The 1,054-nt window shown below is 72.0% G+C and carries 1 protein-coding gene and 1 pseudogene; both read right to left on the minus strand.

The annotated features are described in order from the left end of the window. Window positions 1-2: 2 nt before the first annotated feature. Window positions 3-380, minus strand: a complete 378-nt coding sequence (locus tag G6026_RS13695; protein WP_156607106.1) for a hypothetical protein — start codon at window positions 378-380, stop codon at window positions 3-5. 89 nt (window positions 381-469) lie between these two features. Next, window positions 470-1,054: pseudogene (locus tag G6026_RS13700) on the minus strand (hypothetical protein); the annotation flags it as partial.

Below are 1,054 nucleotides of genomic sequence, written 5' to 3' on the forward strand. Positions count from 1 at the left end.
GGTCAGCGTCGGATGACCATCGCCAGCCCGACCAGGACCAATAGCACGAGTGACGCGGCGATCATCACGGTCGTCGTGATCACAGGCGCGCCCAGGATCGCCCACACGGCGACCCCGAGGGAGAGCAGTCCGGCCACCGCGAGCACCGGCGACCCGGAACGTTCGCGCCGCGCGACCGCGTCCGTCGCGGGCTCGTAGGCCACCCCGTACCCGGCCGGGATCCCGTGCACGGGGGCGGCCCCGTACCCGGCTGCGACCCCGTACGCGGGGGAGGTCCCGTACGGGAACCCCTGCGCGTCGGTGACGCCGGAGCCGTAGGGAAGCGGGTCCTGGAGCGGCTGGTCGGGGCGGGTCGTGGAGTCGGAGTGCAGGCTGGTCATGTCGGGGCTCCCGGTGGATTGCGGTTCTTCGTGGTCCGTGTCGTCGGTGTGGTCTGGGTGAGCTGTCGGGTCGTGGGCGCGCGGGTCACTCATCGCGTCACCACGACGCTTCCGACGCCGGAGTGCACGCTGAGGGTCAGGACGGGGCCGGAGACATCGCCGGACAGGCCGGTCGGGCAGTCCACGCTCCCGATGTCGGTGGTGCAGTTCGTCTCCACGGCGACCCCGTCGGGCAGCAGCACCTGCACTTCTCCGACGTTGTTGGCGATGCTGTAGCTGCGATCGCGGTCCAGCTCCAACTCGCGCATGTCCACGGTGATGCTGCCGACCTGATGGTTGATCGGGGCGTCCAACTGGGCGGGGTCGGTGATCTCGATCAGCTGCTCGCCGGTGCCCTCCCAGCCGCCCTCGGGCACCTGGACCAGCGAGGCGAGAAGGACGAAACCGGCGAGGGGGCCGGCGACGACCAGCAGTCCGTGCCCTCTGCGGGTGACCGCGCCGACGAGTAGCCCGCCGGCCACCACGGCGAGTCCGATCGCGGCGATCCTCGTGGCGTCGAGCCAGACCACCCCGCCGAGTGTCGCCAGTCCACCGGCCACGGCCACCGCGATGAGCGCCAGACCGAGGGTGACCTTGGTCAGCCGGGACCGGGGGCGCGGCGGTGCGGCCGCGGG

Origin of the sequence: Dietzia sp. DQ11-38-2, assembly GCF_014145055.1 — a bacterium.
In the GTDB taxonomy this organism is placed as follows: Bacteria; Actinomycetota; Actinomycetes; order Mycobacteriales; family Mycobacteriaceae; genus Dietzia.